The 24,661-nt window shown below is 63.5% G+C and carries 26 protein-coding genes; 13 read left to right on the top strand and 13 right to left on the bottom strand.

Features of this window, described 5'->3' with window-relative positions:
• The first annotated feature begins 65 nt into the window (after positions 1 to 65).
• Together HWX44_RS06685 and HWX44_RS06680 are read left to right on the top strand one after the other, a co-directional pair.
• Positions 66 to 824 (top strand): class E sortase, encoded by a 759-nt coding sequence (locus HWX44_RS06685; RefSeq protein ID WP_175973853.1) that lies wholly within the window; start codon positions 66 to 68, stop codon positions 822 to 824.
• Positions 824 to 976 (top strand): hypothetical protein, encoded by a 153-nt coding sequence (locus HWX44_RS06680; protein ID WP_168166775.1) that lies wholly within the window; start codon positions 824 to 826, stop codon positions 974 to 976. Before HWX44_RS06685 ends, HWX44_RS06680 begins: the two co-directional genes overlap by 1 nt.
• Before the next feature lie 4 nt (positions 977 to 980).
• Here HWX44_RS06680 and HWX44_RS06675 read toward each other — a convergent pair whose 3' ends face one another.
• Positions 981 to 1,541: a DUF2020 domain-containing protein gene (locus HWX44_RS06675; RefSeq protein WP_046647686.1), complete on the bottom strand. Its 561-nt coding sequence runs from the start codon at positions 1,539 to 1,541 to the stop codon at positions 981 to 983.
• On the opposite strand from HWX44_RS06675, the gene HWX44_RS06670 reads away from it, so the two are divergent.
• Together HWX44_RS06670 and HWX44_RS06665 are read left to right on the top strand one after the other, a co-directional pair.
• A complete protein-coding gene (locus HWX44_RS06670; protein WP_175973850.1) occupies positions 1,540 to 2,712 on the top strand; it encodes a sensor histidine kinase in 1,173 nt (390 codons plus the stop codon). The two genes, HWX44_RS06675 and HWX44_RS06670, sit on opposite strands and share 2 nt — an antisense overlap.
• A 36-nt stretch (positions 2,713 to 2,748) precedes the next feature.
• Complete coding sequence (locus tag HWX44_RS06665; protein WP_046647640.1) at positions 2,749 to 3,387, top strand: LuxR C-terminal-related transcriptional regulator; 639 nt, start codon at positions 2,749 to 2,751, stop codon at positions 3,385 to 3,387.
• Here the strand turns inward: HWX44_RS06665 and HWX44_RS06660 are convergent.
• Together HWX44_RS06660 and HWX44_RS06655 are read right to left on the bottom strand one after the other, a co-directional pair.
• Positions 3,384 to 3,701, bottom strand: a complete 318-nt coding sequence (locus HWX44_RS06660) for a histone-like nucleoid-structuring protein Lsr2 (protein WP_070517764.1) — start codon at positions 3,699 to 3,701, stop codon at positions 3,384 to 3,386. The genes HWX44_RS06665 and HWX44_RS06660 overlap by 4 nt on opposite strands.
• A 315-nt stretch (positions 3,702 to 4,016) precedes the next feature.
• Positions 4,017 to 4,649, bottom strand: a complete 633-nt coding sequence (locus HWX44_RS06655; protein WP_046647636.1) for a DUF6474 family protein — start codon at positions 4,647 to 4,649, stop codon at positions 4,017 to 4,019.
• 75 nt (positions 4,650 to 4,724) lie between these two features.
• Here HWX44_RS06655 and HWX44_RS06650 point away from each other — a divergent pair, with 75 nt between their 5' ends.
• Positions 4,725 to 6,161: a TM0106 family RecB-like putative nuclease gene (locus HWX44_RS06650; RefSeq protein ID WP_175973849.1), complete on the top strand. Its 1,437-nt coding sequence runs from the start codon at positions 4,725 to 4,727 to the stop codon at positions 6,159 to 6,161.
• 126 nt (positions 6,162 to 6,287) lie between these two features.
• On the opposite strand, the gene HWX44_RS06645 is transcribed toward HWX44_RS06650, so the two are convergent.
• Both HWX44_RS06645 and HWX44_RS06640 read right to left on the bottom strand, forming a co-directional pair.
• Positions 6,288 to 7,580 (bottom strand): hypothetical protein, encoded by a 1,293-nt coding sequence (locus HWX44_RS06645; protein ID WP_049156873.1) that lies wholly within the window; start codon positions 7,578 to 7,580, stop codon positions 6,288 to 6,290.
• Between the two features lie 11 nt (positions 7,581 to 7,591).
• Positions 7,592 to 8,707 (bottom strand): MFS transporter, encoded by a 1,116-nt coding sequence (locus HWX44_RS06640; RefSeq protein ID WP_254868130.1) that lies wholly within the window; start codon positions 8,705 to 8,707, stop codon positions 7,592 to 7,594.
• A gap of 47 nt (positions 8,708 to 8,754) precedes the next feature.
• Here HWX44_RS06640 and HWX44_RS06635 point away from each other — a divergent pair, with 47 nt between their 5' ends.
• Positions 8,755 to 9,624 carry a LysR family transcriptional regulator gene (locus tag HWX44_RS06635; RefSeq protein WP_175973846.1) on the top strand — a complete coding sequence of 290 codons (870 nt, stop codon included), beginning with the start codon at positions 8,755 to 8,757 and terminating at the stop codon, positions 9,622 to 9,624.
• A gap of 321 nt (positions 9,625 to 9,945) precedes the next feature.
• Here the strand turns inward: HWX44_RS06635 and HWX44_RS06630 are convergent, their stop codons facing one another.
• A complete protein-coding gene (locus tag HWX44_RS06630) occupies positions 9,946 to 10,548 on the bottom strand; it encodes a superoxide dismutase (protein WP_046647628.1) in 603 nt (200 codons plus the stop codon).
• Positions 10,549 to 10,711: 163 nt separating this feature from the next.
• Between HWX44_RS06630 and msrA the strand changes: the two genes are divergently transcribed.
• Positions 10,712 to 11,362 (top strand): peptide-methionine (S)-S-oxide reductase MsrA, encoded by a 651-nt coding sequence (gene msrA / locus HWX44_RS06625; protein ID WP_046647627.1) that lies wholly within the window; start codon positions 10,712 to 10,714, stop codon positions 11,360 to 11,362.
• 24 nt (positions 11,363 to 11,386) lie between these two features.
• Here the strand turns inward: msrA and HWX44_RS06620 are convergent, their stop codons facing one another.
• Positions 11,387 to 13,228, bottom strand: coding sequence for an alpha/beta-hydrolase family protein (locus tag HWX44_RS06620; protein ID WP_175973844.1), 1,842 nt, complete (start codon positions 13,226 to 13,228; stop codon positions 11,387 to 11,389).
• A 140-nt stretch (positions 13,229 to 13,368) separates the two neighbouring features.
• Between HWX44_RS06620 and HWX44_RS06615 the strand changes: the two genes are divergently transcribed.
• From HWX44_RS06615 to HWX44_RS06605, 3 genes are read left to right on the top strand one after another with little or no spacing between them, the layout of a single operon-like run.
• Positions 13,369 to 14,316, top strand: a complete 948-nt coding sequence (locus HWX44_RS06615) for an L-lactate dehydrogenase (protein WP_046647625.1) — start codon at positions 13,369 to 13,371, stop codon at positions 14,314 to 14,316.
• Entirely contained in the window at positions 14,316 to 15,020 is a 705-nt protein-coding gene (locus HWX44_RS06610) for a glycerophosphodiester phosphodiesterase family protein (protein WP_175973842.1), read from the top strand. Before HWX44_RS06615 ends, HWX44_RS06610 begins: the two co-directional genes overlap by 1 nt.
• Before the next feature lie 21 nt (positions 15,021 to 15,041).
• Entirely contained in the window at positions 15,042 to 15,968 is a 927-nt protein-coding gene (locus HWX44_RS06605; protein ID WP_175973840.1) for a DUF5926 family protein, read from the top strand.
• Positions 15,969 to 16,073: 105 nt separating this feature from the next.
• Here HWX44_RS06605 and HWX44_RS06600 read toward each other — a convergent pair whose 3' ends face one another.
• From HWX44_RS06600 to HWX44_RS06590, 3 genes are all read right to left on the bottom strand, one after another.
• Positions 16,074 to 17,468, bottom strand: a complete 1,395-nt coding sequence (locus HWX44_RS06600) for an LCP family protein (RefSeq protein WP_175973838.1) — start codon at positions 17,466 to 17,468, stop codon at positions 16,074 to 16,076.
• A gap of 92 nt (positions 17,469 to 17,560) precedes the next feature.
• Positions 17,561 to 18,259, bottom strand: a complete 699-nt coding sequence (locus tag HWX44_RS06595) for a CPBP family intramembrane glutamic endopeptidase (protein ID WP_046647622.1) — start codon at positions 18,257 to 18,259, stop codon at positions 17,561 to 17,563.
• A complete protein-coding gene (locus HWX44_RS06590; protein WP_046647621.1) occupies positions 18,256 to 19,401 on the bottom strand; it encodes an amidase in 1,146 nt (381 codons plus the stop codon). The genes HWX44_RS06595 and HWX44_RS06590 overlap by 4 nt, the downstream gene beginning before the upstream one ends.
• Positions 19,402 to 19,442: 41 nt before the next feature.
• On the opposite strand from HWX44_RS06590, the gene pheA reads away from it, so the two are divergent.
• Together pheA and HWX44_RS06580 are read left to right on the top strand one after the other, a co-directional pair.
• Positions 19,443 to 20,354, top strand: a complete 912-nt coding sequence (pheA, locus tag HWX44_RS06585; protein ID WP_049156889.1) for a prephenate dehydratase — start codon at positions 19,443 to 19,445, stop codon at positions 20,352 to 20,354.
• Between the two features lie 11 nt (positions 20,355 to 20,365).
• Positions 20,366 to 21,013: a histidine phosphatase family protein gene (locus tag HWX44_RS06580; RefSeq protein WP_071409552.1), complete on the top strand. Its 648-nt coding sequence runs from the start codon at positions 20,366 to 20,368 to the stop codon at positions 21,011 to 21,013.
• Positions 21,014 to 21,037: 24 nt separating this feature from the next.
• Here the strand turns inward: HWX44_RS06580 and HWX44_RS06575 are convergent, their stop codons facing one another.
• The 3 genes from HWX44_RS06575 to HWX44_RS06565 all read right to left on the bottom strand — a co-directional run bounded on the left by HWX44_RS06575 (position 21,038) and on the right by HWX44_RS06565 (position 23,329).
• Positions 21,038 to 21,385, bottom strand: a complete 348-nt coding sequence (locus HWX44_RS06575) for a metallopeptidase family protein (RefSeq protein WP_049156893.1) — start codon at positions 21,383 to 21,385, stop codon at positions 21,038 to 21,040.
• 29 nt (positions 21,386 to 21,414) lie between these two features.
• Positions 21,415 to 22,524 (bottom strand): septum formation family protein, encoded by a 1,110-nt coding sequence (locus HWX44_RS06570; protein WP_175973836.1) that lies wholly within the window; start codon positions 22,522 to 22,524, stop codon positions 21,415 to 21,417.
• Positions 22,525 to 22,597: 73 nt separating this feature from the next.
• Entirely contained in the window at positions 22,598 to 23,329 is a 732-nt protein-coding gene (locus HWX44_RS06565) for a GntR family transcriptional regulator (RefSeq protein ID WP_118779535.1), read from the bottom strand.
• A gap of 66 nt (positions 23,330 to 23,395) precedes the next feature.
• Here HWX44_RS06565 and serS point away from each other — a divergent pair, with 66 nt between their 5' ends.
• Complete coding sequence (gene serS, locus HWX44_RS06560; RefSeq protein WP_175973834.1) at positions 23,396 to 24,658, top strand: serine--tRNA ligase; 1,263 nt, start codon at positions 23,396 to 23,398, stop codon at positions 24,656 to 24,658.
• The last annotated feature ends 3 nt before the right edge of the window (positions 24,659 to 24,661 follow it).

Here is a 24,661-nt window from a genome sequence, read left to right as displayed (position 1 = left end):
GCCTACTCCTCTTTCTGCAGGGTGGTGGGGCACTTACACGTTACAGGGAGGCTAGGGTAGTGAGTATGCCCCACCCCACCGCACGCACGCGAACGACCGTCGGCTCCGTCATCGGTGAGCTGATGCTGACGGCCGGCGTGCTGCTGCTGCTCTTTGCTTTTTACGAGTCCTACTGGACCAACATCGCCTCCGGCAAGCTACAGGACGAAGCCAACGAGACGCTACAGGAGGAGTGGCACAATCCGCGCGGCGCTGGCCATGCCCCGCAGCTCGGTGAGGCATTTGCACGCCTCTATATCCCTGCCTTCGGCTCGGACTTCGCCTTCGCGGTCCTCGAAGGCACCAACGAGGATGATTTGCTGCGCGGACCGGGGCGCTACACCGACACGCAGATGCCCGGTGAGCCGGGCAACTTTGCGGTGGCCGGACACCGCGTGGGCAAGGGCGCGCCCTTTAATGACTTGGGTAACCTGCACACCTGCGACGCCATCGTCATCGAAACTGCGACGGAGTGGATCACCTACCGCGTGCTGCCTATCGACGGTTCCCCGGGGGAGTGCTTCAGCCCAGAGCAGCAAGCCAAGCCGGAGTACCAGCCCATTCAAGGCCGCCACATCACGCTGCCGGGTGATGTGAGCGTGCTCCAACCTGTTCCCGGAACGGAGGGCGTTGAGCCCAGCGAATCCTTGCTTACACTCACGACGTGCCATCCGCAGTTCTCCAATGCGGAACGCATGATCGTGCACGCCATGGAGACCGACCGGGAGGCTAAGAAGCCCGGCTCAGATGACAACACCCGCCCCGCCGTCTTGGAGGAGAACTAATGTATCGCGCGCTGTGGAACTTGTTGCCTGGCCCTACCGCGGTAAAGGCCGTGCTGGCGCTGGCCCTTGCCGTGGGGGTCTTCTTCCTGCTCATGGAGGTTGTGTTCCCCTGGGTAGCAGCGCAGATGCCCTATAACGACGTCGCCGTTTAGACCATTAAATGCTTAGGCCTAAACGGTTGATCGCTTCCTGCGCTATGAGCTGGGGCTTGAGCGTTTGCAGCTGGTTCGACCACACCACCACGGCGTGGTTGTCCTTCTGCACGGCGAAGACCGAGTGATCCTCAAAGACGCCGCGCCCGCCCGACCAGCCATCGAATTCGGCAAGCTCCGTGTCCTCGACAGGGGCGGCCCAGTCCACGACCGCGCGCGCTTCCTCCACGCTGGGCATCTGGCGGATGAGGACGGTGGCTTGTGGGTCCTCGGGGTAGGACCAGAACACGCAGGCGGGGGTGCCAAAGCGCTTGTCGACGCCCCACCGGGTCATCCTCTGCCCGTTCGTATCGGCCACCCATTGGGTATCCAGATAGGGGCAGTCTTCCCAGTCGCTGACCTCCGCCGTGGCGTCGATGGGCAGGCCATCGCCTGCGTCGGTGGGTGTCGCAGGGCTTGCGGCCGGGGTGCTGGGGGTGGGATCGTCTGCATCCGAGCACCCCGCGGCGGCGAAGCCGATGCCGATCAGGCAGGCGGCAAGCGGGGGAAGTAGGCTGTGGCGCATGACGTCCACACTAGACCAGCGCTCGGTTGAATCGGATGCCCTGCGCAACGGTATCCACGTCCTGACGGCGACGCTGCTGGTGGTGGCGATTTTTACCACGGTGCGCCTACCTCTGTGGCAGGGCGTGCTCAACCTGCTGCTCTTGGTTTCTTTCGCCGTGGTGTACTTCGGGGGCTCAGCCTACTTGGAGACGCTGCCGCGCATCGCACGTTATGGCTGGATAGTCATCCTCACGGTGCTGTGGCTCGCTGACTTGGCGGTGGCGCCCGCGGCCATCTACCTGGTGTTTTCCCTGTACTTTGTGTACCTCTACGTGCTGGAGATGATCCCCGGCGTCGTCTGCGTTATCGCGGCCACGGTGATGACCGTGCTGGTGCAGGTACCGGGCGGGCTGTCCTTCGGCGGCGTTATGGGCCCAGCGGTATCGGCCCTGGTGACGATCGCTATCACCTATGCCTTCCGGGCGCTGAGCCGTATGAACCAAGAGTTGGTGAAAACCCGTTCGCAACTTGTGGAGTCCGAGCGCACGGCCGGTATGACAGCCGAGCGCCAGCGCATCGCCCACGAAATCCACGACACCCTGGCTCAAGGTTTGTCCTCCATCCAGATGCTTCTGCACGCCGCTGACCGCGACCTGGCCCAGGAGAATATCCCTAAGGCGCAGGAGCGCATTGAGCTCGCCCGGCGCACCGCGGCGGATAACCTCCACGAGGCGCGTGCCATGATCGCAGCACTACAGCCGGCGGCGTTATCAGAAACCTCCCTGGAGTCAGCTATGACCAGGATGGCGGATAACTTCGCGGCAACCGGTGGGGTTGATGTTTCCGTGGACGTTGAGGGCGATGTCCAGCAACTTCCCATGAAGGTGGAAGCAGCACTGTTGCGGATTGCGCAGGGGGCGATGGGGAACGTCGTCAAGCATGCCCACGCCAGCAAGGCACGGGTGACGGTGACCTATGCGCCGGATGAGGTGCGCGTGGACGTGGTGGACAATGGAGACGGCTTTGATGTCGAGGCAGTGGAGAATAAGCCGGCGGGGTTGGGGCATATTGGTCTATCGGCGATGCGCAGACGTGCCGAGGAACTTGGTGGAGAGGTCGTGATTGAATCCACGCCAGGAAGCGGCACGGCGGTCTCAGTTAGTGTGCCCTTACATAACGATGTAGATTAGGAATTTGTCCACACCGTACCAATGAGGAGGAAGCCCGTGATTAGGGTCTTGCTTGCCGACGACCACGAGATCGTACGCCTAGGTCTACGCTCGGTGCTCGAGGGGGCTGAGGATATCGAGGTGGTGGGTGAGGTAGCGACCGCCGAAGCCGCCGTCTCCGCAGCGCAGGCAGGTGGCATTGACGTCCTCCTCATGGATCTGCGGTTTGGAGCGGGTATTGAAGGCACCCGCGTCATGGGCGGCGCGGAGGCGACTGCCGCCATCCGCTACTCCATGGAGAACCCGCCCAAGGTGCTCGTGGTGACCAATTACGACACTGACGCGGACATTCTCGGGGCGATTGAGGCCGGAGCGGTAGGCTACTTGCTGAAGGATGCGCCGCCGGTCGAGCTGCTCGCGGCGGTGCGCTCGGCGGCCGACGGTGATTCGGCGCTTTCGCCGGTAGTGGCCGATAAGCTGATGACCCGCGTGCGCACGCCGCGCACCTCCCTTACCCCGCGCGAGCTGGAAGTACTGAAGCTAGTCGCGGCGGGATCCTCCAACAGGGAGATCGGTGTGGAGCTGATGCTTTCGGAGGCGACGGTGAAGTCCCACCTCGTCCACATCTACGACAAATTAGGAGTGCGCTCGCGCACGTCGGCCGTGGCGGCCGCCCGCGAGCAGGGCGTTCTTTAGAGGTTGTTGGCGTCGCGGTAGGCCAGGATGACGTCGTTGGGGATCTTGCCGCGCTCGGCCACCTGGTAGCCGTGCTGGGCGGCCCAGGCGCGGACATCGGCCGGCTTGTAGCGGCGGGTGTCCTTCTTCACCGGGTGACGGGCGGCCTTGACAAAAGGTTCCATTGCGGCGTGGAACTTATCGGCATTCTCCTGGGAAACATCGAGGAGATAGTCTTTACCGTCAACGCTGAAGCGGATGACAATCAGTTCTTCCTCGCTGAGGGGCTTGTTATCAATGTCGTCAAAAAACTGGGTGATTTCGCGGCGTGCCATGATTCTCCATTCGATCTGTAATCTGATCGCGCTGTGCTTGGGCTTCCCTCATCGTTCACCACAAGAGCGGAAGCCTAAACTTTAAGTAACTTAACGGATTAAAGAGAAAGTCATTAAAAGAACCTTCTCTTGTTATTGACTATAGAGCAAAACCACGTCTGCGACACAGTTAAGGGGCGCTAGGAGAAGCAATATTCTGGCCGGTAACAAAGGCTGATTTTAAACCCGAAAGAAAAAGCCTCCGATCCGCTTTCCCGCCCTTGTTAGGAGGCGGGGAATGTGGGGATCGAAGGCTGGAAGCTGTGGTGCGAAGGGTTATGCGCCCAGCTTGGACTGGATCTCGTCGTTGAGAGAATCAATCTCGCCGGAGATGGAGCGGTGTGCGCGCTGGCGCTGCTGCTCAGTCATGTATTCCGCATTGTCGATTGCGGAATCGAGCTCGTTGAGCCGCTCCTTGACGTCGCGCTTAAAGCCGGCGGGCAGCTGGGCGTCCTTCAGGGAGTTGCGGATGCCGGCGGTGCGCGCCTTTAGCGGTGCGCCGTGGCCGGAGAAGGAGGCCAGCTGCTCAGCGCTGACGCCAGCCTTGTGCGCGCGCTTCTTCTCAACCTCGCGCTGGGCAACGGTGATGCCGCGGTAAATCAGGGGCAAAAGAAGAGGTGCGGCGGTGCGCAGGGCGCCGGCATAACGCTTGACATTGTTCTTATTTAAACGGCCTTCCTTAATGCGCTCGAGTTCCTTCTTGGCCATTTTGTATTCGTGCTTGCGGCGGTTCTTCAGGCCCTTTTCCTCGGACTTGATAAGCGCCTTCTCCTGCTTAGCCAACAGCTTTTGCTGACGGTGCTTGGCCTTATCAGCGGCCTTGACCTCTGCCTTTACACGGGTCTTGGCGGCCTTAACCTCAGCACGGGCCTCACGGCGGGCCTTGCGGATCTTCTTCATAATGCCCATTGAAACGTCCTTAAATTATTTTTCCTTAGGGTCTCGCTACAACTCTAGCAAGGTGGTCTACTAAGCTCACCTGCTGTGAAGGATGTGCTCGTCGCCACGGATCTTGTGGGCTGCCGTTATCGCTTGGTGCAGCGCCGCGCGCATCCCGAGATCCCACGTACCGCGGTAAGTCAGGCCCGTGCGGAACGCCATGCCGCGGCCATCGATGCCGCCTTGAGCCGCCTTCCCGCCAAGGGGCCGGGCCGTTTTCGCCGCATTGACCTGGAGGGTAGCGACTTCGAGCGGGCCCTGGCCACGCTCGAGGCCCTAGCTCGTGGGTATACGCACATCACCAACGCCGTCTTTTCCACCGAAGAGTGGATGGTGCGCGTGGAGCTCCTCGTTCGGGACGGCGATATGTACAGCCCCGTTATCGTTTCCGATCACCGCGTGGCGCGCCGGCATGAGGCCTCGCGCGCGCTCGTCGTGCCGACCCACCGCTTGGGGTTGAGCGAGCCCTTGCCGGCCAAGTACAAGATTCGGCATCACGCCATCGACGGCTACCGTTTGGCGCTGGCAGCCCGGGGCTTGGAAGAAGTGGGGCTGAATTCTGGCAGGGGCGCGGCGATTGGGCAGGACCGCAGCCAGGCTTTTGTCACGGATACCTCGCGTTTTGCCATCGATGAGGCACTGGCGCACCCGCTGCCCGCGGGCCCGCGCCGTGTCAAGGAGTGCGCCTCCTGCCGCTTTTGGCCCTTGTGCCGGGAAGAGCTGGAAGTCCGCGATGACATTTCCCTTTTCCTGCCGGGCGACCGCGCCAACCCCTACCGCGAGCGCGGTATCACAACGGTGCAAGGGCTTATCGACGCCTCCCTCGGCGCCCCCTCCGCCCTCGCCGTCGCCTGGCGCGAAGGTATTCCCCTGCTGCGCCGCGGGCAGGTCAGCGTTCCTCGCGCGGATGTGGAAGTCGACGTCGATATGGAGGCCTACCTGGATCAAGGCGCCTACCTGTGGGGTGCACTCCTGGACGGTGAGTATCACTCTTTTGCCACGTGGGAGCCGCTCGGCGGCCGGGCGGAAGCAGAGAATTTCGCCGAGTTTTGGGAGTGGCTCATGGGAGTGCGCGCTGACGCACATGCGGCGGGAAAGACCTTTGCGGCGTATTGCTACTCCGCCCACGGGGAGAACCATTGGATGCGCAGGTCCGCGCAGCGTTTTTCTACCCCCAACCTCCAGGAAGTGGAGGAGTTCATCTCCTCGGAGGAGTGGGTGGATATGTTTGTCCACGTCAAGCGTAGTTTCGCCGGCACCGCGGGGTTGGGTCTGAAGACCGTGGCACCCGTTGCGGGCTTTGAATGGCCGGAAGAGTTTGACGGCGAAGAATCCGTCAATGCCCGCCGCGCTGCGCTTGCCGGTGACACGGACGTGCGTGCGCAGATTCTGCGCTATAACGCCGGCGATGTGCGCGCTACCCACGTGGTCCGCGAGTGGATGTCCGCCGGCGCGCCGGGCGTGCCTCCCCTCGAGCCCTAGCTTCTTCTTCCTTCCCGTTTTGCAAGTCCCCAGACCTGAAACCCGCAACCTGCAGGTGGGCGTCGCCAAGCGCTTGCCGACGCCCCACTGCCCACGCAGGAGGTTGCGGGATCGAGGTCTGGGGATTTACAGGATGAGGCTGAGTCCGCCGAGGATGATGAGCACCGCAAGCGCCACCCACACCTGGTCCCAGTCCGTAGTGCTCGTTGGGGCTGGGCCTTCGGCCTTCTTGAGAAGCACGGCTTTCTGGGCCTTGACCGCGCGGGCGGTGAGGATGGGGAGGACGGCCATGGAACCGAGGCAGAGCAGCGAGGCGGCAACCATGGTGAGGGAACTGGAGGTGGCCAGCCAGAGGGCAAGCCCGCCGTTGATAAAGACCGAGCGCCCCAGCCCCCAGCGGTTATATTCGCGCAGGCCAGCCCGCACCGCTGAAGGGCCGCCGCCCATCGTGGTGGGCAGCATATAGCCCATGACGCCGATGAGCAGTTGGGCGCCAAACCCTACGACGAGCGCGAGCATGGGAATCTGTGGCTCGCTGGAGAAGAAATGCTGGGTGGTGTAATACACCAGACCGCCGAGCAGCCAGAAGCAGGAAAAGAGCACAGAAAGCGCCGGGAAGGTGATGCGCCCGCGTGGTTCCCGGAACACGCTAAGGGCATTGAGTAACCAGCTCTGCAGGCTGAGCGCCCAGCCGACGCAGTAGAGGATGAGGCCCGCTTGCGGTACATTCCACGCGCTGCCGATCACGGTGGTCACCACGCCCAGCGCCAACAGCGTGAAGCTCAGGCCCATGTGCGGATTGATTCCCTTGGTGCGCCAGATGGACGGGAACAAGATGGTGAGTGAGCCGGCCGCCGCCAGCCCCACGAAGCCACCAATATTGGCGGCCACGTGCGCGATGAGCAGGCGCGGATGGGAGGGGTGCGTCGCGAGGAAGGCACCAAGAGTGGCACCAACGGCAAGAAAGAAGGCAGAGGCTACGTACGCAGCAACGACAGGGCGGAATCTTTTGGATTCCGCTTGGCGCCATAAGGCAAAGAGGGCCACGCCGTGCCAGACCACGGCGAGCGCGACAAGTGTGGCACCTATCTGTGTGAGCACCCAGTGGTGGCCCCAATATTCACTGAGGATTTGGCCCACGAGGGTGAGGATAACGCCGGCATTCTGCAGATAAATCCGCGCGAGCTGGCGAGGGCGGGCCGACATCGGAACCTTGAGCTGCACGAACTTCTCGGTGAGATGCTGGGACCACACCACGATGCTGTTGCTGAGGATGCCGAGCGTGAAGAGGTGGATGAGGACCCAGCGGTAGTTCGGGATAAAGGTATGGATTGCGCCCGCGAGGAGAAAAACCATCATCCACAGGCTGACCGGGCGGGATGCTTTCCGGTGCCATGTACGCGGTGACCACTTATCCATAAAACACGATTTTATCCGGTTTTTCTCACGGCCCAACTCAGCGCCGCGATACCCGCTGCGAGGGCTGCGTAGACGGCGATGAAGCCGGTCCACGACAGGAAATCAAAGAGCACGCCCGCTAGCGCGCCCAGGAGGGAACTGCCCAGGTAGTAGAAGAAGACATAGAGGCTGGAGGCCTCAGCGCGGTCGTGGGTGGCGATGTGTCCGACCCAGCCCGAGGCTGTGGAGTGTGCGGCGAAAAAGCCGATGGTAAATAACACGATGCCCAGTAGGGTGGGGAGTAGCGAACCCATACACAGAGCGATGCCCACGGCAAAGAGCGCGCAGGAGAGTAGAAGCGTGTTGGCGTGGCCCACTTGGGTCACCAGCCGGCCAGCGCGCGCCGAGGACCACGTGCCGGTGAGGTAGAAGAGGAAGACCAAGCCGGCCAAACCGGGCGCGAGGTGGAAGTGGTCGATGAGCCGAAAAGCCAAGAAGTTATAGAGGGACACGAAGGTTCCCATCGCCACGAAGGCCACGATGAACAAGGGAATCAGGCGGGTATCCCGGGCATGGCGGAAGATGGCGCGCAGCTCCGAGCGGAAGTGAATCGCTTTCGGGGTGAAGTTCTGTTGGTAGGGCAGCAAGATCGCCGCGATGATAGCCAAAATCAGCGTGACCAAGCTGGAGCCGGCCAGGGCCCAGCGCCAGGACGTGAGCTCGAGCAGCCCGGTGGGAATGAGGCGGCCGGTCAGCCCACCGATGGTGGTGCCGGCGATGTACAACCCCATGGCACGGGCAACGTAGGAGCTTTCCAGCTCCTCCGAGATCCAGGCCATGGCGGTAGCGGGTGCGCCGGCGATGACAGCGCCCTGGAGCGCGCGGGTGGCGATAAGGATCTCCGGATTGGGCGCCAGCGGTACGAGCATGCCGATGAGCGTGGCCGCGATGGTGGAAACGAGCAACAGCTTTCCACGGCCGATGCGCTCGGAGATGGACAGATCACGCAGATACAGCGCCGTGGCGCGGAGAGGCTGCGGCTCCGTGGGGACATGCCATGCCTCACCAGGTGGGCAGCATGCGGGGGTAGAGGCAAAAAATGCCAGCCCACGAAGAGCATGGCAATGGGCGCGCGCGTCTGCATGCATAGGCCTGCGCGGGTTATGTAAATGTCTAAAAAGCACATAAACAGCGAGTGCATGCTGAGGATGTGCGCGTCGTCGCCGTGGCCGACCATGGCCTCGTCGGCGCGGCTGCCGACGCCCTCGGGCTCTCCCAATCCGCGCTAACCCGCCGCGTGCAGCGCATTGAGGCGGAGGTGGGGGCCAGCCTCTTCGAGCGCAGCGGCCGGCGCCTGCGGCTCAATGCCCGCGGCCAGGCATTCGTGGAGCATGCCCGGCGGATGCTCATGGCGGAGACCGCCGCGCGCGACGCCGTTTCCCGCCTCATGGATCCGGAGCGCGGTACCGTGCGCCTCGATTTCATGCATTCCCTGGGTACGTGGATGGTCCCGGAGCTACTCAAGGCTTATCGCGCCAGGCATCCTCACGTGGATATTCGCCTGCACCAGGGGGCGGCCCGGGAGTTGGTGGACAGAGTAGCTGCCGGCGAGTCCGACCTAGCGCTGGTTGGTCCCCGACCTATAAGCCCAGGACCGCTGGGTTGGCACCAGCTCAAGCTGCAACGACTGGGGCTGGCGGTGCCGGAAGGCCATTGGGCCGCGGGAAGAGACGGGGTGCGCATGGAAAACTTCCGCGACGAGCCCTTCATCGGCATGCTGCCGGGCTATGGAACCCGCATGCTTCTCGATTCCCTGGCGGGCGAGGCCGGTTTTAGCCCTCGCCTCGTCTTCGAATCCATGGAGCTGACTACCGTGGCCGGCCTCGTGGCCGCCGGGCTGGGATCGGCCCTGCTGCCGCTTGATGACCCGTATCTAAAAGCCCGCAACCTCATTCCCTTAGAACCAGAGGCCTACCGCGAGCTGGGTTTGGTGTGGCGCGAGGGCGATGATGCCCCGCCGGTGGAGCACTTCAAGGATTTCGTTGTGGCACGCACCGCCGACTAGCTATCGAACGGCAGCGCGGCCGCCAACGCGCAGAGTGCTTCAGGGCTGGAGATCTCGTGTGGCAGCCTGGCACTGGTGCTCCCAGGCGGCGGAGTGTCTTAACGGATAGGCCAACTGCCCAATATGACGAAGATCCCTCTCGGATCTGCCGCAATGGCGGCGCATAACTTTGGCGGATCGGGCAGTTGTGGTCTGGATATCGGGGTTGGGTGGTCCTCCGCAAAGCCTGTAGAGGGAGTCACAACGCGAAACCGCGCTGAGCCTCAATGAAGAGGACCCAGCGCGGTCGAAACTATATGGCCTTAAAGGAGGCCAGAGTGCTTACTTGGTAGCAGCAGCGTAACGCTCAGCAACGTCATCCCAGTTGAAGACGTTCCAGACAGCCTTGACGTAGTCAGCCTTCACGTTCTTGTACTGGAGGTAGAAGGCGTGCTCCCACATATCCAGCATCAGCAGCGGGGTGAAGTTCACCGAGATGTTGCCCTGCTGATCAGTGAGCTGCTCAATAATCAGGCGACCAGCAACGTGGTCGTAGCCCAGAACTGCCCAACCGGAGCCCTGCAGGCCGGTCGCAACAGCGGAGAAGTGAGCCTTGAACTTCTCGAAGGAACCGAAGTCGCGGTTAATAGCCTCAGCCAGCTCGCCGGTCGGCTCGCCGCCACCGTTCGGCGAGAGGTTCTTCCAGAAGATGGAGTGGTTGGTGTGGCCACCCAGGTTGAAGGCAAGGTTCTTGGACAGAGCGCGGATAGCGTCAGCGTTAGCCTCGCCGTTGCGCTGCTCCTCCAGCGCCTCGAGCGCAGCGTTAGCGCCAGCAACGTAGCCAGCGTGGTGCTTGGAGTGGTGCAGCTCCATGATCTCAGCGGAGATGTGCGGCTCCAGAGCGTCGTATGCGTAGTCGAGTTCAGGAAGTTCGTAAACAGCCATTTGTGTCATCCTTTCTTTGGGGTACGAGGCCCCATCGTAGGGCGCGGATGAGGATTTGGCCACAATAATTTTTTAATGGGAACCGCCGTGAACGAAAACCTGGATTGCAAGCGGCGTAGCGGAGTATAAGGGGAGGACAACACTACGCGAAGGAGAATCCTGCATGTTTCTTTTCAAGCCAGAACCCAAGCTGGTGGCAGCGGAGGACGCCCTTCCCGGGCGATCCGAGCCCGTCTTGGACAACCCGCAGCCCCATGCGGTCCTGGGGACTCCTATCACCGGTCCGTGGAAGGAAGGGCAGAAGTCCCTCATCATTGCCATCGGCTGTTTCTGGGGCGCGGAGAAGATGTTCTGGGAAACCGAGGGTGTGGAGTCGACGTCCGTGGGCTATGCGGGTGGCACCACTCCTAACCCGACGTACTACGAGGTCTGCCGCGGGCTGACCAACCACGCGGAGGCCGTGCAGATTACCTACGACCCACAGCGTGTGAGCCTGCGCGACCTAGTGGTCAAGGCTCTGGAGGCGCACGATCCGACCCAGGGCTTCCGACAGGGCAATGACGTCGGTACGCAGTACCGCTCGGCGTTCTATCCAGAGGCCGGCGAGGAGCGCCAAGAGATCCAGCAGCTCGTGGATTCCTACGCGGGCAAGCTTGCCGACGCCGGCTTCGGCGCCACCACCACCGAGGTCACCCTCCTCGGTGAGACGGACTCGGGGGAGTATTACCTGGCCGAGGATGAGCACCAGCAGTACCTACACAAGGTGCCCAACGGTTACTGCCCGCATCACAGCACCGGCGTCAAGTGTGGCTAGCGCAGTGAGCGCACTGGCGCGCAGCTAGAGCTGCTTGCGCACGTGCGTGCGGAAGTCGGAAGGTTTGTTGAGCTGGTCGCGCTCCACAAAGTCCCGCATGCGCTCAGCGAGCTCCGGAGTGAGCTGGGTGCGCGTTTGGGATCCGAGGACGGAATCCCAGTACCAAAAGGTTTCCTCAAAGTAGTTGTGGCCGTGGCCGCCCGGCACGTTGAGCGAGTTGATCTGGTCCAGTGCTACCTGCCAGAAGGTGATGAACGGGTGCCAGCGCAGGTTCTTAAAGGTATCTGCGTACAAGGTCTGCGGGGTCGGTTCGTGGATCCAGTTGGGGCGGGCATAGATGAGCTTGCTGTCCCACCACACGATGGCATCGGAGGCGTGCTGCCCCACCGCCACGCGCGGGCGCTCCCAGGGGCCATAGGGTTCGCCGAAGGCATCGTGTTCCATGTGGGCCGGAACGGCGGCAAAGCGGAGGTGCCGGCCGCCGTCGATAAGCGGCAGGCGTTCCAAGGAACCGCGTTCGCGGTGAAGGCGCCGCATGAAGCTGGTCATCCGAGGCGGCCCAGTGAACACCGCACCATCGCAGGCGTCGAGCAGTTCCTCGAGCGTCTCGTAGTTTTCCACGATGGCATAACAGCCTAAGGACTCGCCGCTTAAGTACAGCTTGGGGCGGTTGTCCTCGGGCAAGAGTGCGAGGCGGGCATGAACGGCGGCGATGAGCTCGCGCGCAAAGGTACGGGAGAGGTTCTTGTCCACCAGGTAGGAAAACATGGAGGGAAGGTAGTCAAATTGCAGGGCTACGGTGGCGCAATTTCCGCGCGTGAGGAATTCATAGCCGCTGACCGAATAATTGTTGATCCAGCCTGAGCCGGAGGGCATCTGCAGCACGATGGTGTCGCGGTGGAATGCGCCCGTGCGATCCATCTCCGCCACCGCGTGGCGGGCGGCGGCGTGCGGACCACGGCCGCGGATGAGCCCGATGTAAATACGGATCGGCTCGTGGGCGCGTTCGAAGTGCATGACCTCTTTGATGTCCTGGGCGCGTGGGCCGCGGTCGAGGAAGGCCCTGCCCTGGGAGCCGACGGCCGTCCACGGCTCGTGGGACCAGGGGCTTCCCGAGCGTTCCGGCTCCCACGGCATCGCGGAGCCTGGGTACACCAATTTATTGAGGGCCAGACCTTGGATGGAGGCCCTGCGGAGCAGCCGGCGCCACACCATGCGGTCGCTGACTACGGCCGCAGCGAAGCCGACCGCGCCGCCGGCTAGCGGCCACGCTATCCACCTGGGCAGCCAGCGCTGCACCTGGCGGGAAAGCTGGGTGACGGCGATCTGCGCTGCTTCCCCGACGATGAGCAGGGCGCCGTAGCCCGCGGTGCCCACCACCATGCCCAGTGCTGCGGATTGGGGGCCGCGGTCATTGAGCTTGCTTACGAGGCGGGCTTGTTCTGATTGGTTGCGCAGGGAGCGTATGCCCGCGATGAATGTTCCGAGCCCAAGCAGGTAGTAGGAGTAGCGCCGGGTGGTGGGGCCCACGTGGTCCTGGGGGCGTCGCCCAGCGAGGCGGAGCCCGCGCTTCGCTGCGAAGGCCGCGGTGGTAGCGGCGAGGTGTCCCGCACCTTGGCCGATGGCCACGTTGGCGGCGGTGACCCACCACGGGCGTGGCAATAGCGACGGGGAGACGGCTGCCCAGGTTGCTACCTCCGCGCCGAAGATCCCGGGCCACATATTTTGCGGCAGGCGCCGCCGGCCGGTCATGCGCATGCCGGGTGTGAGATCGCTGATGAGCTCCAGGGAAAAGATTGCAGCCTGAAGGCCCTTCTGGGCGGTTGTCAGTGCGACGCGGCGTGCGAGTTGACGCATGGTGGCCATTGAACCAGCTTTAGCGCGGGCGCGCAGGGAAGCCTCAAACCGTGCACAATCGGACATGAAAATGTGAGATCGGACTACTGGTCCTGTGAATTCGGGCGCATAACGAGCAAAATTCGGACATTGGGGGCACAATAGGAGGCATGGGAAATCATGTTGGAAACAAAGTAGTACTCATCGGCGCTGGCGACGTTGGAGTTGCTTACGCCTACGCTCTGGTCAACCAGGGCACTGTTGACCACCTGGCCATCATCGACATCGACGAAAAGAAGCTCGAAGGCAACGTCATGGATCTCAACCACGGCGTTGTCTGGGCCCCGTCCCGCACCCGCGTGACCAAGGGCACCTACGAAGACTGCAAGGACGCCTCCATGGTCGTCATCTGCGCCGGTGCTGCGCAGAAGCCTGGTGAGACCCGCCTGCAGCTCGTGGACAAGAACGTCAACATCATGAACTCCATCGTGGCGGACGTCATGAAGAATGACTTCGACGGCATCTTCCTGGTCGCCTCCAACCCGGTGGACCTGCTGACCTATGCAGTGTGGAAGGCCTCCGGCTTCCCGCACCAGCGCGTCATCGGCTCCGGCACCGTTCTGGACTCGGCCCGCTACCGCTACATGCTCTCTGAGATGGATGACGTGGCGCCGACCTCCGTCCACGCCTACATCATTGGTGAGCACGGTGACTCCGAGCTGCCGGTCGTCTCCTCCGCCAACATCGCAGGTGTCTCCCTGTCCCACCGTTCTGAGAAGGACCCGGGCTACAACGAGCGCATCGAGAAGATCTTCGAGGACACCCGCGACGCTGCCTACCACATCATCGACGCTAAGGGCTCCACCTCCTACGGCATCGGCATGGCCCTGGCCCGCATCACCCGCGCGGTCATCCAGAACCAGGCTGTTGCGCTGCCGGTCTCTGCCTACCTCCAGGGCGAGTACGGCCACGAGGATGTCTTCATTGGCACCCCGGCCATCGTTGACCGCTCCGGCGTCAACCGCGTTATCGAGCTGGCCCTCGATGACCACGAGAAGGAGCGCTTTGAGAACTCCTTCAACACGCTCAACACCATCAAGGAAGAAATCTTCGGCTAGTGAAGATCGTCGCCCACAGGGGATACTCCGGGAAATATCCGGAGCTATCCCCTCTTGCCTTTGAGAAAGCGCTCGCGCTTCCCATTCACGGTATCGAGTGCGATATCCGCCTGAGCAGTGATGGCAAGGTGGTGGTTCACCACGATCCCACCCTGGACCGCACCACGAACGGCTCGGGCCGAGTGTCTCGCCTGACCTGGGAGGAGCTGCGCCGCCTGAAGATTGGCGGCGGCCAGCGCATGCTGCTTCTCGACGAGCTCCTTGAGATGCTCGGTGACAAGAAGCATCACCTCTACATTGAGACCAAGCATCCCTCGGGGCAGGGCGACATCCTTGAAGAGCAAATGGTGCTGCGGCTGCGCTACGCAGGGCTTCTCGACGACCCCCGGATCCACATGATTTCCTTTTCCCACCGGGCCATTCGTCGAATGGCAGCACTCGCCCCGCACGTCGACCGCATCTACCTGCGCCGCGATTGGGAGCGCCACGTCAACCGCCCGGATATCCTGTTATCCCAGCCCACTGGCTTAGGTATGTCGCTGTTGCGCGGCAAGCTCCAACCTGGTGCCATCGGCGCGCATGGTCTGCCCACGTACATGTGGACCATCGATAAACCCGAGGACATGAAGTGGGCATGGGCCAATGGGGTGGATATTCTCGCCACGAACCAACCGGAAGTGGCCCTGCATGCCATTGAGCTGTAATGAACAGGTAAGTTGTTCAGTATGGCCAAGAAGAAAAAGAAGAACGAACAGCTGCCGGAGGGCATGTCCCGCCGCCAAGCTAAGCTCGCTGCCCGCGCTGCCGAGCGCGCTGCCCTGGAAAAGGACCCCCGCCCCTTCGGTGGGCTCGCCGCTGAGGCTAGCCTCGTCGCCCTGCAGGAATTTGTTCCTTCCGCAACGGCGAAGCTGTCCGTCAAGGGCTTTGACAAGGACGTCTACGTCGCCACCGTGCTGCCCGGTGCTACCGCGGCGCTTATTCGTGACGAAGAGTCTGGCGGTGAGGCTTTTGTGGGCCTGCAGGTACAGTCCCACACTCACAACCCGGGCCGCGACTTGGCTTTTGCCCTGAACTGGGTGAAGAACAACGCGCCGGGCTCCACCCTCGAGTCCACCGCTGCCGACGGCTCCCAGCCGGAGCTCAAGGAGCTGCTGGAAGAGGACGCTGAGCTGGAGATCAACGTCTACCAGGACTTCGCGTGGTGGATGCCGGAGGGCGCGCAGGTTCCTCCGCAGAGGGCGCACGCTCTGCAGCGCGCCAACGGTTCCGTCATCGAGTCTACCAGGTGGGCCGGGAGGCCGAAGGTTTTGTCGGCACCGCTTTCTGGGAATGCCGGTGGCGGCAAGGCCCACATCCGCTGGGTCCGCCCGTGCGATGACGAGAACGCTTTCCTCAACGCGCTGGCACGCGTGGCCGCTCGCGGCGAGCTCAACTTGGGCGAGGACACCAAGTTCGCCGGTGTCTTCCGCACCCACGGTCTGATCGCTCCGGTCTTCGACCTCGATCCAGAGGTTGCGCACGACTCCTACGAGGCCGAGCTGTCTCGCGTGAACAAGGCGCTGGAGGAGGAGATCTCCAACGACGCCAACCTCGACGCCGATGAGCGCAAGCAGCTGCAGAACATCAAGTCCCGTCAGGTGACGCTGCGCTAATTCCTCGGCGCCTTCGCCCCGAAGCGTAGGTACATATCGATCAAATAGGGCTCCAAAACCACGAGGTTTTGGAGCCCTATTTGATCGAAACGACCGGCCGAAGCCTTAGCGCATGGAGTCCCAAAGTGCTTGGGCCTCGGCGTCATCCCAGAGGACGACGTTGCCCACGACCGTGTCTTGGAAGCCGCCGATCGGCACAGTCTTTGTCTCCACGCCCGAGGCCATCGACAGTGCCACGCGGGCAAGGTGCCAGACGTGGTCCTTCTCGTTGACGATGAAGGAATCCGCGGTGTGGTTGACCAGGGAGACCGCCTTGAAGGGGTTGCCGATGGTGGAGAAGGATGTTGCCTTATCCAGCAGCGCGGCGAAGAACTCGCGCTGGCGCTCGACGCGGTCCAAGTCACCCATCGCGGTAGCGCGGGTGCGCACGTAGCCGAGGGCATCCGGGCCGCGGAGCTTCTGGCATCCCGCTTGGAGGTCGATGCCGGCGAGCGGATCGTTGATGGGCTCCTTGACACAAATCTCCACGCCGCCCACGGAATCCACGACGTTGGCTAAGCCGCCCATGCCGATCTCCGCATAGTGATCGATGTGGAGGCCGGTGGCTTGTTCCACGGTTTGGGTCAGCAGCTGCGGCCCACCGTAGGTGAAGGCGGCGTTGACCTTGTCCATGCCGAAGCCGGGCACATCGACGTAGCTATCGCGCGGAATGGAGACCAGCTGGGCCTTTCCGGATGCGGGAATGTGCAGAAGCATGATGGTGTCGGTGCGGCCAACTCCTACGTCACCGCCGGTGCCCAGCTCGGCCTGTTGTTCCTCGGTGAGGCCCTGGCGCGAGTCCGAGCCCACCAACAGCCAGTTCGTCCCGGAGGTCGGCGTCACCTGCTCGGAGGGCAAGGCATCGATACGGGTCAGGCGCGAATCCGTCCACAAGGTGAAGGCCACCATGAAGACGAGGGCGATGACGATGAGCCAGCCTAAGCAGCCGAAGACCTGCTTGGCCGGGTTGACCTTCTTGCGGCGGCTATGCGGGCGCCGAGCAGGACGCCCGCGGGACGCAGTCTGTGGGGAGTAGCTGCGCGGCGGTGCGTCGGGGCTTCGCCGGTATGCGCCGGCGGCAGGTTCCCGGGCGGGCATGTTCTGCTGGGGCGCCGGGCGCGGCGATGCGTGCTGAGCCATATAAGCATCGACGTCGAAGCGGGTTTCCTCCGGACGCGAGCGCTGCGCACTGGGGCGCTGAGCGCGAGAAGAAGAGTGCGTGGGATTAGCTCGCTGCCCGGAGGGGCGGCGACGCACCGGGCGTCCATAACGATCCCGCAGGGGCTGCCCGTCAGCGCCAAGGACGAACTCACCGGCATCCTGCCCGGCAGCATGCGCACCGCGCGGGCCATCCGGGCCGTGGGGGTGGGCCGGGCCAGTGGCACCCGCGCGGCGGGAATCGCCGTGGGGATCGCCAGCGCGGCGGGAATCGCGCTCTGGATCGTGTCCTTGGTAGGTCATGGGGAACACTGTACCGCGAAATCACTTCCGCCCCACCTTTCACACAGGGCGCGGTCGTGGTCTTTTCGGTGCCACGAGCCCTCGGCCCGCGCTTAAGCACCGAAGAGCAATGTGTAGCCCACGAAAGCGATGGCGTCGATCAGAAAATGCGCGATGACCAGAGGCCACACCTTCCCCGTGCGGTGGAAGTACCAGCCATAGAGCACGCCCATGATGATATTGCCGAAGCCTGCGGAAACACCCTGGTAGAGGTGATAGGAGCCGCGCAGGATGGAGGAAGCAGCCAGCGTTGCGGGCAGGGCCCACCCAGACTGCTTGAGCCTGGTCATGAACCAGTACACCACCACCAGCTCCTCCGCCCACGCGTTGGCGAAGGACTTGATGAGCAGCACCGGGATCTCAATCCAACTGTCAAAAGCCCCCGGCACCACCTCCTTGGTCCAACCGAAGTGCAGCGCCACGTAATACAGCACCAACCCCGGCAGACCAATGACTGCCGCCAACGCCGCGCCGTGCACACCATCGCGCCACCGCGGGCGGGGCGGGAAAGAGATCAGATAGAGCGCAAGCGCTCCCCACGCGAAAAGCACCGCGGCGCTGCAGAGTTGGAAGGCGAGGTCGAGCAGCGTGGTCGCCGATTGGGAGGCGTTGATGGTGACCGATTGCTCGTTGAGCGGGGCCGGGTTAAGCAAGGCATCAGTCAGCCGCAGCGCGGCGCGCACGCCCGAGATACCAAACGTGATGGTGAGGACGATGAGGATTTCCGCGCGCAGGCGTGAGCGCGCGGTCATGGGTGAAGTACCTGGGCGAGGCCGAGAAGGGAGGCGTCGTCAAGCGTGATTGAACCCAACTGCACGCCCACGGGCGGGTGATCGCGCACCGGCCACGGCACGGAGATGGCAGGCAGCTGCGCCACGTTGAACAACGAACCCCACGGTGACCACCGCGTTTGCTCATCAAAGTTGGCCTGGTGCTCCAGCGCCAGGAAGTGCCCACGCCGGGGCGGATCGAAGGCCAGCATGGGGCTCAAGATGGCATCGACTTCCCACTCTTGTGCCAGCAGCTCCGGCAGCTGCGCGGCGTGCGCGCGGGCTGAGGCGAATTCGGAATCCGTGACGCGCCGGCCCTTCGCACGGATCCACTCCGCGTAACCCTCCGCGAAGTCAAGGCCGGCCAGCCGGCGGCTAAAGATGTGTTGAAAGGCCTCAAAGGTAGTCGCGGCCTGGGGGTAAGGGGAAATGGCCACGGTTTCAAATCCCGCGCCTTCAAAGGTGGCGGTGGCCTCTGCGACCGCGCGCAGCATGTGCGGGGCCACCTCGGTGTTAGCGAAGAGGGGATCCGTCAGCACTCCGATGCGGGCGCGCCGGGCGCGCGGACGAAGGCCGTGCAGCGTTGCGGTATCGGCGATGCTGCGCGTGATGAACCCCTGCACCGAGAGGTCCTCACCGCCGGGCTTGAACCCGACGACGCCACAGGCGGCAGCCGGCACGCGGATGGAGCCTCCGCCGTCGGAGGCATGCGCAGCGCGCAGCAGACCCCGCGCCACCTGGACCGCCGCTCCACCGGAGGAACCGCCCGGGGTATGGCCCGGGTAGAGCGGGTTATCCGGGTGGGGCAGGCCTACGGGTTCGGTGTCCACGCGCAGGCCCAGTTCGGGCGCGGCGGACTTGCCGACGATGAGCGCGCCGGCGTCGATCAGCTCCTGCACGAAAGGATCGGTCTCCTCCGCCACGTAAGCGCGCTCGGCATGACCGAGCGTGGTGGGCATGCCGGCGACGTCATTGAGATCCTTGACCGAGAGAATCCAGCCGCTCAAGCGCCCGTGCGTGTGCGGCCGGCGCTCGAGATCGAGGTACGTGAAGCCGTGCTCCGCGGGGCCCAGACCAGATAGATCCTCGCGCAGCTTGTCCAGAGTGAACTCGGTGCTGTCCATGGCGGCTCAGTTTAGTAGTTACGTGAGATAAAGTTGCTGTCATGAGCACCACCATCGCATTCCTCGGGCCCGCCGGAACCTTCACGGAAGCGGCGATGCAGCACTTCGCCGCAGACTTTGCTTCCCCCGAGGGGCTGCCGGTGAACTCGCCGGCCGAGGCGTTGGCAGCGGTGCGCTCAGGTGCGGCGGACTATGCCTGCGTGGCTATCGAAAACTCCGTGGACGGTCCGGTGACTGCCACCTTTGACGCGCTTGCCGACGGCTCCCGGGTCCAGATCTACCGCGAAGTAGACCTGCCGGTGTCCTTCTCCATTCTGGTGCGCCCCGGCACTTCCGCGGAGACTCTTCGCACCTTCTCCACGCATCCTGTGGCCTACCAGCAGGTGCGCGGTTGGTTGGAGCAGAACCTGCCGGGCGTGGACTATGTTCCGGCGGCGTCGAATGGCGCGGCGGCGCAGGCCGTGGCGCGCGGGGAGGTCGATGCCGCGGCTGCCCCGGCACGGGCAGCGGAGGTCTTCGGGCTGGAGTCTCTTGCGGAGAACGTGGCGGATGTCGCGGGGGCCACGACGCGGTTCGTCCTCGTGGGGCCGGCCGGAAAGCCCACCGCGCGGACCGGCAAGGACAGGACGTCCGTCATCTTCACCCTGCCCAATGAGCCCGGCTCCCTGGTCGGGGCCCTGCAAGAATTCGCGCACCGCGGGGTGGACCTCTCCCGCATCGAATCGCGTCCGCTGCGCACCGTCTTCGGTAACTACCGCTTCCACGCCGACCTCATCGGACACATCGAGGACCAGCCGGTCGCGGAGGCGCTGCGGGCGCTGTGGTTGCGCGCGGAGGATGTCGTTTTCGTGGGTTCCTGGCCTTCCGTGGTGGCGCTAGGGGAGGCCCCACGGGATTTGGCGCGGTTGAAAGAGGCCGATGAATGGGTAGCGCAGGCGCGCACCGGCCAATAGTGTGGTGAAGCATGACCGGAAGAATCATCCTGCTGCGCCACGGCCAGACCTTTTCCAATATTGACCGCATCATGGACACCCGCCCGCCGGGCGCCGAGCTCACCGAGCGCGGCCGCGGCCAGGCGGAAGATGTTGGCCGCGAGTTGGCTGAGCTGTGCGCGGGGCGCCGCGTGCGCTTTGTGTGCTCTATTGCCCTGCGCGCCCAGCAGACCGCGATGCTGGCCGCCCGCACATACGGCGAGGCCGCCGATGAGCGCAACGTCTCGGTGGAGGTGCGTGTAGGCCTGCACGAGGTCTTTGCCGGTGAGCATGAAATGAGTGGCAGCGAGGATACCCACCGCGAATACATGGTGGCGCTGCGCGGCTGGCTCGACGGCGATGAAGCTGCCCGGATGCCTGGCGGTGAGAGCTACGTGGATGTGCTCGAGCGCTACCAACCGGTGTTGGAGGATCTTGCTGCGGAGCTGGAGGATGATGAGGATATCGTCGTCGTCAGCCACGGTGCTGCCATCCGCGTGGTGACCACGCATGCCTGCGGCGTGGACCCCGACTTTGCTTATACCGGCTACATGCCGAACTGCCGCCTTACCCTCATGGAGCCGCAGGGCCAGCCTTTTGGCCAGTGGACGCTGAAGCGCTGGGCGGATACCGAGGTTTAGTTTCGCTCTGGCTACGGTAGGCGCCTACCCCCAGCCGAGCTCGTGGAGGCGGTCCTCCTCGAAACCGAAATAGTGCCCGACCTCGTGGAAGACGGTCACCATGACCTCGTGGGCGAGCTCCTCCTCGGAGTTGCTGATGGCCTGCAAAGGTTGTCGGTAAATGGAGATGGTATCCGGCAAGTAGCCGGTGTGCGAGGCGGTGCGGTGCGTGAGCATCACGCCTTCGTAGAGGCCCAGCAGGTTAGGGTTTTCTGGGTTTTCTTCCTCCACCAAGATGACCAGGTTGCGCATCTGGTCGACGAATCGATCGGGGATCTTATCCAGGGCCTCACCGACTAGCTCTTCGAAGCGTTCCTCGCTGACCTCGTACATGTGCTTACTCCCTGTGGAATAGTCGGGGTTTATTGGGCCGGCGCCGGTGCAGTAGTGGCGGCAGGAACGGCACTGTCGCCAGCCGGCTGGGAGTTCTCGCCGCCCGGCTGGGTGTTCTGATCACGCAGCGGGTTGCGCTTCGGCTGCTCGGTGGGCGGGGCGCCGTTGATGTTCAGGGAATCTCGTCCCTCCGCAGCGGAGCCGGTAATGGTGGAAAACAGACCGTCGTTGACGTGGATGAGGGAGCAGTTCACCGAACGGGAGCCGGCTTCCCAGGACTCGCGGTTCATCGCGCCCCAGAAAGGCTGCAGTGTGGATTGGTAGAGGTTTTCCTCGCCGCCCAGGTAGTCCATGGCGTCCTGAGTACACGTTTCGGAGAGGAACTTATCCATGTCCTCGTCGTTGGGGTAGCCATCGGGGAATTTCTCGGCGAGGTTAATGACGGATACGGTCTCCATCTGGTGCGGCTCGCTACACGGAACGGTGCTGAGCACTTGGTTCTCGTCCACCTTGCGGCATTCGCCTGGCTTGGCGACGACCGCCTGGTCCACCTCACTGACCTTGCCAGTGGATTCCTGGGGGACGCCGTTGGCGTCGGTGGTTTGCAGGCCGCACAGCAAGGTGCGGTCGCCCTGCTCCCAGGAGGCGGCCGGCGGCAGGATGGAGGCGATGTCGTAGCGGCCGTTGGGATCCCACTTGCCGTTGAGGTAGCTCACCGTGGGGGCTTCGCACAGCTCGTCGCGCAGGGCGTTTTGCCGTGTGATGTCGGGGCGCTTGGCATTGGGTCCGAACTCGCTGGTGGGGTAGGTGCTGAGGTCCTCGCGGGAGGAGACCTCGAAGCGGTGCGGCTTATCGCAGCTGGTCTGCTCGAAGCCGGTGGCAGTGCCGTCTGGGGCGATGTCCCATGTCACGCACGAACCAGCGGAGGCGGTAGTAAAGGATGCGATCTCTCCTTCGGAGGGATCGGCGGCCTGACTGCCGTCGGCGTTGGGGGTAGCGGAGCCTTGTGCGGCCGAATCGGTGCCGGTTGGCTCGCCGCTAAAGAGGCCGTAGGACGCCATGAAGGCGGCCGCGGCCACGGCTGCAACGAGGACGACGCGGATGGCGGAGGCGGAGCGCCACGCAGATGAAGTGCTCATAGAACTCTTCATACTACTCCCTTGGCGGCCCTGGCTTCTAGCCCGCCCGGCGCCGTGCGGGAGCACGGCGCCGCTAGATACGTGCGCGGGAGACGTGCGTTGTGAGCCGGTAGCGGTCTGTGCGGTAGACCGAGGAGCACCACTCCACGGGGCGATCGCCGGAGCGGGCGAGGCGGGTGATGTGGAGGAGAGGGGTGTTCGGGGGGACGTCGAGAAGCTCAGCGATGTCCTCCTCTGCTGCGACGGCCGTGACCGTCTGCTCGGCCCCGGTGATGGGGACCTCGAAGGTGCTATCCAAAATCGCGTAGACGGAATTGTAGATGTCATTCTCCAGCAATGACGGAGCAAAGGTGGAGTTATACCAGCCATCGTCGATGGAATAGGGCTCGCCATCGCCCAAGCGCAGGCGCCGCAGGTGGGTATGGGCCACGGTGGTTTCCGTGCCGAAAAACTCGCAGACTTCGCTGGGGGCGGCGCTGCGTTCACCCAGCAGGATGCGCGAGGAGGCTTGTACTTTCTGATAGCCCATCTCATCGGAGAAGGACGCCAGATGGAGCCGGGAGACCAGTGGGTTCGGAGCCACGAAGGTACCTTTACCGCGCACGCGGCGCAGGCGGCCCTCCGCCACCAAGTCACCAATGGCGCGGCGCACGGTGATGCGGGAGACGCCGTAGGTTTCCTCGAGAATGCGCTCGCCCGGGAGGATGTCACCAGGTTTGAGGGTGGTGCGGCAGAGCTCGGAGAGAATATCCCGCAGCTGAGCGTGCTTGGGCACGGGGCCGTCGGTAATAATGTGAGCTGCCATGTTTTCCATGATAGCCAGCTGGTTATGACCAGCGCAAAGGTGTGGCCGTGCGCTAGACTATCCGGCGTGATTGATCTCAAATTTCTTCGCGAAAATCCCGATGTCGTCCGCGCCTCTCAGGTAAACCGTGGGGAGGACCCCGCCCTGGTGGACCAGCTGCTCGCCGCCGATGAGCAGCGCCGCGCGGCAATTGTGAAGGCTGACCAGCTGCGCTCGGAGCAGAAGGCCTTTGGCAAGAAGATTGGCCAGGCCTCCCCGGAAGAGCGCCCCGCGCTGCTGGAGGGCTCCAATGAGCTGAAGGAAAAGGTCAAGGCGGCCGGCGAGGAAGCGGCCGCGGCCGAAGCCAAGGTGGAGGAGCTGCAGTACCAGCTCTCCAACGTGGTGGAGGGTGCCCCGGCTGGTGGTGAGGATGATTTCGTCGTGCTCGAGGAGGTCGGCGAGAAGCCGCAGTTCGACTTTGAGCCGAAGGATCACCTGGAGTTGGGTGAGACGCTGGGGCTTATCGACGTCAAGCGGGGCGCCAAGGTCGGCGGCGCACGTTTCTACTACCTCACCGGCGACGGCGCCTTCCTGCAGCTGGGCACGCTTATGCTGGCTGCGCAGAAGGCCCGTGAGGCCGGCTTTAGCCTCATGATCCCGCCGGTGCTCGTGCGCCCGGACGTGATGCAGGGCACCGGTTTCTTGGGTCAGCATGCGGATGAGGTCTACTACCTGCCGGCGGATGATCTCTACCTGGTCGGTACTTCGGAGGTGGCTCTGGCTGGCTACCACAAGGAAGAGATCATCGACCTGTCCAAGGGCCCGCTGCAGTATGCGGGCTGGTCCTCCTGCTTCCGCCGCGAGGCGGGTTCGCACGGCAAGGACACCCGCGGCATTCTGCGCGTGCACCAGTTCGACAAGCTGGAGATGTTTGTCTACTGCAAGCCGGAAGACGCCGAGGAGATGCACCAGAAGCTGCTGAACATGGAAAAGGACATGCTCGCGGCGATGGAGCTGCCCTACCGCACCATCGACATCGCGGGCGGAGACCTCGGTTCTTCTGCAGCCCGCAAGTTCGATAACGAGGCGTGGGTGCCTACCCAGGGCACGTACCGCGAGCTCACTTCGACCTCGAACTGCACCACCTTCCAGGCGCGCCGCCTCTCCACGCGCTACCGCGACGAGAACGGCAAGACCCAGTACGCCGCCACGCTCAACGGCACCCTGGCTACCACCCGCTGGCTCGTGGCCATCCTGGAGAACCACCAGCAGGCAGATGGCTCCGTGGTGGTTCCGGAGGCCCTGCGCCCATTCGTGGGCAAGGACGTGCTGTACCCCGTAAACTCCTAGAAG

The sequence above is a fragment of the Corynebacterium sp. Marseille-Q2823 genome (assembly GCF_903645345.1).
Classification (GTDB): Bacteria; Actinomycetota; Actinomycetes; order Mycobacteriales; family Mycobacteriaceae; genus Corynebacterium; species Corynebacterium hiratae.
The sequence above is the reverse complement of the archived record's forward strand: the minus strand, read 5'-3'. Positions and strand labels throughout refer to the sequence as shown.

Bases quoted from the DNA above. Each gene is read 5' to 3' on its own strand.
- HWX44_RS06685 (WP_175973853.1), top strand. From the start codon at position 66: ATGCCCCACCCCACCGCACGCACGCGAACGACCGTCGGCTCCGTCATC.
- HWX44_RS06680 (WP_168166775.1), top strand. From the start codon at position 824: ATGTATCGCGCGCTGTGGAACTTGTTGCCTGGCCCTACCGCGGTAAAG.
- HWX44_RS06670 (WP_175973850.1), top strand. From the start codon at position 1,540: ATGACGTCCACACTAGACCAGCGCTCGGTTGAATCGGATGCCCTGCGC.
- HWX44_RS06675 (WP_046647686.1), bottom strand. From the start codon at position 1,541: ATGCGCCACAGCCTACTTCCCCCGCTTGCCGCCTGCCTGATCGGCATC.
- HWX44_RS06660 (WP_070517764.1), bottom strand. From the start codon at position 3,701: ATGGCACGCCGCGAAATCACCCAGTTTTTTGACGACATTGATAACAAG.
- HWX44_RS06655 (WP_046647636.1), bottom strand. From the start codon at position 4,649: ATGGGCATTATGAAGAAGATCCGCAAGGCCCGCCGTGAGGCCCGTGCT.
- HWX44_RS06645 (WP_049156873.1), bottom strand. From the start codon at position 7,580: ATGGATAAGTGGTCACCGCGTACATGGCACCGGAAAGCATCCCGCCCG.
- HWX44_RS06640 (WP_254868130.1), bottom strand. From the start codon at position 8,707: ATGCATGCAGACGCGCGCGCCCATTGCCATGCTCTTCGTGGGCTGGCA.
- HWX44_RS06630 (WP_046647628.1), bottom strand. From the start codon at position 10,548: ATGGCTGTTTACGAACTTCCTGAACTCGACTACGCATACGACGCTCTG.
- msrA (WP_046647627.1), top strand. From the start codon at position 10,712: ATGTTTCTTTTCAAGCCAGAACCCAAGCTGGTGGCAGCGGAGGACGCC.
- HWX44_RS06620 (WP_175973844.1), bottom strand. From the start codon at position 13,228: ATGGCCACCATGCGTCAACTCGCACGCCGCGTCGCACTGACAACCGCC.
- HWX44_RS06615 (WP_046647625.1), top strand. From the start codon at position 13,369: ATGGGAAATCATGTTGGAAACAAAGTAGTACTCATCGGCGCTGGCGAC.
- HWX44_RS06605 (WP_175973840.1), top strand. From the start codon at position 15,042: ATGGCCAAGAAGAAAAAGAAGAACGAACAGCTGCCGGAGGGCATGTCC.
- HWX44_RS06600 (WP_175973838.1), bottom strand. From the start codon at position 17,468: ATGACCTACCAAGGACACGATCCAGAGCGCGATTCCCGCCGCGCTGGC.
- HWX44_RS06595 (WP_046647622.1), bottom strand. From the start codon at position 18,259: ATGACCGCGCGCTCACGCCTGCGCGCGGAAATCCTCATCGTCCTCACC.
- HWX44_RS06590 (WP_046647621.1), bottom strand. From the start codon at position 19,401: ATGGACAGCACCGAGTTCACTCTGGACAAGCTGCGCGAGGATCTATCT.
- pheA (WP_049156889.1), top strand. From the start codon at position 19,443: ATGAGCACCACCATCGCATTCCTCGGGCCCGCCGGAACCTTCACGGAA.
- HWX44_RS06580 (WP_071409552.1), top strand. From the start codon at position 20,366: ATGACCGGAAGAATCATCCTGCTGCGCCACGGCCAGACCTTTTCCAAT.
- HWX44_RS06575 (WP_049156893.1), bottom strand. From the start codon at position 21,385: ATGTACGAGGTCAGCGAGGAACGCTTCGAAGAGCTAGTCGGTGAGGCC.
- HWX44_RS06570 (WP_175973836.1), bottom strand. From the start codon at position 22,524: ATGAGCACTTCATCTGCGTGGCGCTCCGCCTCCGCCATCCGCGTCGTC.
- HWX44_RS06565 (WP_118779535.1), bottom strand. From the start codon at position 23,329: ATGGCAGCTCACATTATTACCGACGGCCCCGTGCCCAAGCACGCTCAG.